The sequence below is a fragment of the Sulfuritalea sp. genome (genome assembly GCF_031426875.1).
In the GTDB taxonomy this organism is placed as follows: domain Bacteria; phylum Pseudomonadota; class Gammaproteobacteria; order Burkholderiales; family Rhodocyclaceae; genus Sulfuritalea.
In genome coordinates, this window is sequence record NZ_JASJPC010000050.1 from 97,052 (window position 1) to 103,873 (window position 6,822).

General features: G+C 63.3%; 3 protein-coding genes. 2 read left to right on the forward strand and 1 reads right to left on the reverse strand.

Translation table 11 applies throughout. The annotated features are described in order from the left end of the window. Positions 1 to 12: 12 nt before the first annotated feature. Both RMO95_RS19950 and RMO95_RS19955 read left to right on the forward strand, forming a co-directional pair. Positions 13 to 1,158, forward strand: coding sequence for a two-component system response regulator (locus RMO95_RS19950; protein ID WP_310452425.1), 1,146 nt, complete (start codon positions 13 to 15; stop codon positions 1,156 to 1,158). Beyond that, on the forward strand, positions 1,155 to 5,798 hold the full coding sequence (locus RMO95_RS19955) for a PAS domain S-box protein (RefSeq protein ID WP_310452426.1): 4,644 nt from the start codon (positions 1,155 to 1,157) through the stop codon (positions 5,796 to 5,798). Before RMO95_RS19950 ends, RMO95_RS19955 begins: the two co-directional genes overlap by 4 nt. A 247-nt stretch (positions 5,799 to 6,045) precedes the next feature. On the opposite strand, the gene RMO95_RS19960 is transcribed toward RMO95_RS19955, so the two are convergent. Further along, the gene (locus RMO95_RS19960) at positions 6,046 to 6,681 is read right to left on the reverse strand and encodes a response regulator transcription factor (RefSeq protein ID WP_310452427.1); all 636 of its coding nucleotides are present in this window, start codon (positions 6,679 to 6,681) and stop codon (positions 6,046 to 6,048) included. Between the last annotated feature and the right edge of the window lie 141 nt (positions 6,682 to 6,822).

Sequence of the window (6,822 nt, forward strand, 5' to 3'; positions counted from 1 at the left end):
CGGGGTGCGGAGATGAACGATAGATTTGAGAGTCCGTTGGTCCAACCGAGCCCCTCGGCCGATGCCGTCAAGGGCTCGCTGCTGCTGATTGTGGATGACGTTCCGGCCAACCTGAGCGTTCTCGGCGACCTGCTGCACGATGCCGGTTACCAGGTCAAGGCCGCAACTTCCGGCCGGGCCGCGCTGCGCTATGCCGCCCAGAACCCGCAACCGGCGCTGATCCTGCTTGATGTGATGATGCCGGAGATGGATGGCTACCAGGTGCTCGCCGCGCTGCGCAAGGATCCTGTCACCTGCGACATTCCAATCATCTTCCTCACCGCGCTCGACAACGCGCGCGACGAAGAGCGCGGTTTCCAGCACGGCGCCGCCGACTACATCACCAAGCCGATCAAGCCCGATGTCGTCCTCGCCCGGGTGCGCAGCCAGCTTCTGGCCCGCATCGCCGGCAACTGGCTGCGCGACCAGAATGCGGCGCTCGAAGCCGAAGTCACCCGGCGCATGGAAGAGAACGAACTGATCCAGGCCGTCAGCATCCGCGCCCTGGCCCACCTCGCCGAGACCCGCGACCCCGAAACCGGCAACCACATCCTGCGCACCCAGGGCTACGTGCGCCTGCTGGCGACCCGGCTGCAGCATCATCCGCGCTTCGCCGAGACGCTCGACGACAGCTATATCAAGATGCTGGCCGCCTCCGCGCCGCTCCATGACATTGGCAAGGTCGGGATTCCCGACTCGATCCTGCAAAAGCCGGGTAAGCTCACCGCCGAGGAATGGGAGGTCATGAAGACCCACTCGCTGCTCGGCAGCGAGGCCATCGAACAGGCGGAGCACGACATCGCGAAGCCCGTGGAGTTCCTCGCCCTGGCCAAGGAAGTCGCCCGCTGGCACCACGAACGCTGGGATGGCAGCGGCTACCCCGATGGACTGTGCGGCGACGATATCCCGATTTCGGCACGCCTGATGACCATCGCCGACGTCTTCGATGCGCTGATCTCGAAGCGCGTCTACAAGGAACCCATGCCGATCGGCCAGGTTCGCGAAATCATCGTCGCCGAACTCGGCCGCCAGTTCGACCCCGACGTGGCCGAGGTGTTCCTGACCCACTTCGTCGAATTCACCGCCATCGCCGCCCAGCACAGCGACGCTGCGACATGAAACCCACGTACGTCCCGGGCAGCCTGAGCCACACCGCCATCCTGACGGCGGTGCTCGGCTATGCGACATTCGGCGCCCTGTGGATACTGGTTTCCGACCAGTTCGTCGACACGCTGCTGCAGGACCCGGGGCTCAAGCTGGTCGCCGGTACCCTCAAGGGCTGGACCTTCGTCGCCGTCACGGCCCTGCTGCTCTATCTGCTGATGCGGCGCCAGTTCGCCCGGCCTCGCTCGCTGCCGACGGTATGGCGTTCCTCTCGCCTGTACCTGGCGCTGGCCGCCGGGACAATCCTGGCTATCACCGGCACGGCCATCCACTTCCGCTTCGAGCATCACCGGGTCGCCAATGCCGAAAGCATGGAGACCATCGCGCGCGTCAAGACGCAACAGATCGCCGACTGGCTCGCGGAACGACAGGGTGACGCCGAGTTCCTGGCCGCCAACCACAGCATTGCCGAGGACTACCGCCGCTGGCGCGAACGCGGCGACATGGCAAGCCAAAGGGAATTGATCGCACAGCTCGATCAGTTCCGCGCGCGCAAGGGTTATCTCGGCGCGATCCTGCTCGACGAGCATGGCCGGCCGCTCTGGAATTCATCGGCAGCGGCGGACGCGATCGACGAGCGCCTGCTTGCTGCCACACGGCAGCAAGCATCCCTGGGGCAGACCGGCCCGCTGGCACCCTACCGCGACGCCGGCGGGCTGTTGCGACTGGACTTTGTCGCCACGATCCCGACACAGGCAGAACCCAAAGGCCCGATCATCATCCTGCGCACCGACCCGGCCAAATACGTCTTTCCCATCCTGCAGTCCTGGCCGGTACCCAGCACCAGCGCCGAAATGTTGTTGTTCCGGCGCGTCGGCGACACCGTGCTTTACCTCAACGACATCCGGCAGCAGTCGGCCTCCGCGACAAGCTTCAACGCCCCGTTTGCCACGCCACGACTGCTGGCTGCGCAAACGCTGCGCGGCGATGCGGTACCGGGTCGCGTGTTCGGCGGCGAGGATTATCGCGGCGTGCCGGTCATGGGCGTGGCGCGCGCAGTGGCCGGTACCGACTGGTTCCTGATTGCCAAGATCGATCGCGCCGAATTCTTCGGCGAAGCCTGGCACGACAGTCTGTGGATATCCCTGGCAGGCCTGCTCGGGCTGTTCATGCTGTTCATCGGGGCGGTCCTGCTGCTACAGCGCCAGAACTTGGCGCGGGCGATGCATGAGCGCGAAGCGCAGGCCGAGAAACTGCGCGCACTGGAACTCCTCGACGCCATCGTCGACGGGTCCAACGACTGCATTTACGTCAAGGACGCGGAAGGCCGCTATCTGATGTACAACCGCGCCGCCTGCCGCCGCATCGGCAAGACTGCGCAGGAAGTGCTGGGGCGCAACAGCAGTGAATTGTTCCCGCCCGCGGAAGCAGCCATGCTGAATACCATCGGACAACAGGTGATGGACGAAAACCGCATCATCACCACCGAGGAAACTCGCACCCTGACGAACGGAGTCAGGGTGCTGCATGCCACGCGCGGGCCGCTGCACGATGCGGAAGGCAAGGTCATCGGCATTTTCGGCATTTCGCGCGACATCACCGAGCGCAAACAGATGGAACTGGATTTGCGCGCTTCGGAAGCATCCCTCAAGGCCTCGCTCGCTCGCGCGCAACTGTTGCTCGATTCGGCCCTGGACGCAGTGATCTGCATCAATCAGGAAGGTCAGGTGGTGGTCTGGAACCCGAACGCCGAGGCCTTGTTCGGCTACCCCGCAGAGTACGCTGTCGGCCGCTTCTTCGCCGAACTCATCGTGCCGCCCGAAAGTCGCCAGCGACACCGCGAAAGCCTCGCCCGTTTCATCGAAACCGGCAACGCCAAGGCCATCGGCAAGCGCCTGGAACTGACCGCCCTGCACGCCGATGGCAAGGCGATTCCCGTCGAGATGACGGTCGGGGCGATGCAGCACGAGGGCAGTTACCTGTTCACCGCCTATATCCGCGACATCACCGGTCGCAAAGAAGCTGAGCTGTCGTTGAAGGCCTCGGAACAGCGCTTTCGCGACCTGGTCGACACCACCGACGGCATCGTCTGGGAAGCCGACGCCACCACCTTCCTGTTCGGCTTCGTCAGCAAGAAGGCCGAGCGCCTGCTGGGCTACCCTGCCGAAGACTGGTCGCGTCCCGGCTTCTGGGTCGAACACATGCATCCCGAAGACCGCGCCTGGGCGCCGGAGTATTGCGCGGCCAGCACCGCCCGGCTCGAACCGCATGACTTCGAATACCGCTTCATCGCTCACGACGGGCGCATCGTCTGGCTCCACGACATCGTCACGGTGGTCGCCGAGAACGGCGCGCCGCGCTGGTTGCGCGGCATCATGATGGACGTCACCGAACGCAAGCAGCGCGACGAACTGCTGGTCAAGCTGTCGCTAGCCGTCGAGCAAAGTCCGGAAAGCATCGTCATTACCAATGTCAAGGCCCAGATCGAGTATGTCAACGACGCCTTCGTCCGCACCACTGGCTACAGCCTGGACGAGGTCATCGGCAAGAACCCGCGGATGCTCCAGTCGGGGCGGACCCGGCCCGAAACCCATGCCGCAATGTGGCAGCAACTGAGCCAGGGCAAGCCGTGGAAAGGCGACTTCTTCAACCGCCGCAAGGATGGCAGCGAGTACGTCGAATTCGCCATCGTCACGCCGATCCATCAACCCGACGGCGCCATCACCCACTATGTTGCGGTCAAGGAAGACATCACCGAAAAGCGCCGTGTCGGCCGCGAACTGGACCAGCACCGCCACCACCTCGAAGAACTGGTGGCGAGTCGAACAGTGCAACTCGAGGAACAGCGCGAACGCGCCGAAGCGGCCAATGTGGCGAAAAGCGCCTTCCTCGCCAACATGAGCCACGAAATACGCACGCCGATGAATGCGATCGTCGGCCTGACCTATATTCTGCGCCGCACCCAGCCCACGCCGGAGCAGGCGGACAAGCTGTCCAAGATCGCCGATGCGGCCGAACATCTTCTGTCGATCACCAACGACATCCTCGACCTGTCGAAGATCGAGGCCGGCAAGCTGGCGCTGGAGCAGACAGATTTTTCGCTTTCGGCGATTCTCGATCACACGCGCTCCCTGATCGCCGAGCAGGCCCGCGTCAAGAACATTCAGATCAGCCTGGAATGCGCGGGCGTGCCGCACTGGTTGCGCGGCGACCCGACCCGGCTGCGCCAGGCGCTGCTCAATTACGCCGGGAATGCGGTCAAGTTCACCAAGCGCGGCACCATCACCCTGCGCGCGATTCTGCTGGAGGACAACGGCGACGATGTCGGAATCCGCTTCGAAGTCGAAGATACCGGCATCGGCATCCCCGCCGAAAATCTGCCCAGTCTGTTCCAGCCTTTCGTTCAGGCCGACACCTCGACCACGCGCAACTATGGCGGCACCGGGCTGGGGCTGGCAATCAGCCGCCGACTGGCCTGCATGATGGACGGCGATGCGGGGGTGGAAAGCGAAGTCGGACGCGGCAGCACCTTCTGGTTCAGGGTTCGCCTCAAGCATGGCCATGGCATCGTGCCGACCGCGCCGATCGGTGAAGTGTCGAATATCGGCGTCGAAGCCGAACTGCAGCGGTACCACGGCGGTGCGAGACTGCTGCTGGTGGAAGACAACGAAATCAACCGCAATGTGGCACTCGAACTGATCCATGCCGCCGGACTGGTCGCCGATACCGCGAAAACCGGCATTGAGGCGGTGGTCAAGGCCGCCAACATCGCCTATGACCTGATCCTGATGGACATCCAGATGCCGCAAATGAATGGCCTCGACGCCTGCCGCGAGATTCGCTGCAGGCCGGGCGGCGCGCAGATATCCATCGTGGCCATGACCGCAAATGCCTTTGACGAAGACCGAATCGCCTGTAAGGAGGCTGGAATGAATGACTTTATTGCCAAGCCGGTAGATCCGCAGCAGTTCTACAGCACGCTGCTCAAGTGGCTCCCAGCCCCGGTGAGCGACGTGAAGCCGCCGCCGACTGAGGCCGCGACCTCGCCTGGTGGCGACAATCCGCAACGGCGGCGCCTTGCCGCAATTCCAGGACTCGATATCGATCGCGGACTGGCAACGATGCGTGGCAATGTGAACAAATACGCAAGACTGCTGAGCCTGTTCGCCGACGGCTACAACCAACATGCCGACCAGATCCGCAACCTGCTCGCCGCCAGGGACCTCTCGCCCATAGAACCGATCGCCTACGCCTTGCGCGGATCGACAGGCATGCTCGGTGCCGTATCGGTGTCCGATGCAGCCACGGCGGCCCTCACCGCCCTGGACCGCGATCCCACGGCCGAGGAAACGCGGCAAGCATGCGCAGCCCTCGCCGAGCACCTGACCCAGTTCATCGACGGTATCCGCCGCGAGCAGAGCGCTTTCTTCACCCACTCGGATGCCGTCGCGGCACCGAATCGCTCGGTCGAAGTACTCGATCGTCTGGAAGCGCTTCTCGAACAAGGCGACCTGGCGGCCAGCTATCTGGCCAAGGAAGAAGCCGAACTCCTTACCGTTGCCCTGGGCGAAACGGCGCAAATGCTTCAAGCCCGGATCGAGACTTTCGATTACGAGTCCGCCGCCGCGACGCTGCGCGAGTTCCGCAGGCAATAGCCTGTCGCAGCGAGCCGCAGGCCCTCTGACGGGACCGCCACCTCCGGCGTCGATTTGCAGTGGCGGGCCGCCGGCTGGGTGAGCTGCGGCGGGCTGCCAAGCTGCGCTGCCGGATCCGGCAGCAGCGGACCTAGTAGTCAGTTAACAGGGAAAAGGCGCATTCCCTGTAGGAGCGAGCTTGCTCGCGATAAGCCGCTATCGCGAGCAAGCTCGCTCCTGCATCCATCGGTTTCAACATGTCGGCGTACTAGCTCTTGCCGGGCATGAACTCCATGGTCAGGCGCACCAGTTCCGCGATCGACCCGGCCTGCAGCTTCTGCATGATCAGGTGTCGATAGGTTTCGGCGGTACGCTGGCTGATGCCCAGCTCATGGGCGATGGTCTTGGTCAGTTTGCCCTCGAAGACGCCTTCCAGAACCTCGCGTTCACGCGGCGTCAAGAGCGCCATGCGCTCGCCGATTTCCCGGCTGCGAGCCTGGATTTCGGCACGCGCCTTGTCGATGCGCAAGCCGTCCTGAATGCGATCCAGAACTCGCTGGGTGGAAAACGGCTTCTGAAAGAAGTCCAGAGCGCCGCCGCGCATGGCGCGTACCACCGAGGGCACCTCGGCATAACTCGATATGAAAATGATCGGCAGGTCGATCCTCTGGTGCCGCAGTTCGTCCTGCAACTCAAGCCCGCTCATGCCAGGCATGCGCACGTCGGTCACGATGCAGCCGGCCAGGTTGGACAGATCCTGCTCCAGAAAGCTCGGCGCGTCGTTGAACACCGCGTACGGCAAGCTCACTGACTCGACCAGATCAACCAGAAGAAAGGTGATTACCGGGTCGTCGTCGATCAGATAGACACTCGGCACCGGCCGATCAGATTTCTTGGATTGCATCAAAAAGCCAGACCTCTTTTGCGTTTCGGCAGACAGGAATCCCCGCACATGACGCGCTATCGGCTAGACCTACGTAGATACCGCAGTTCACTGCTGTCCGGTTAAATTGAAGGTGGAATCGCTGTAAGCCATGACTGACAA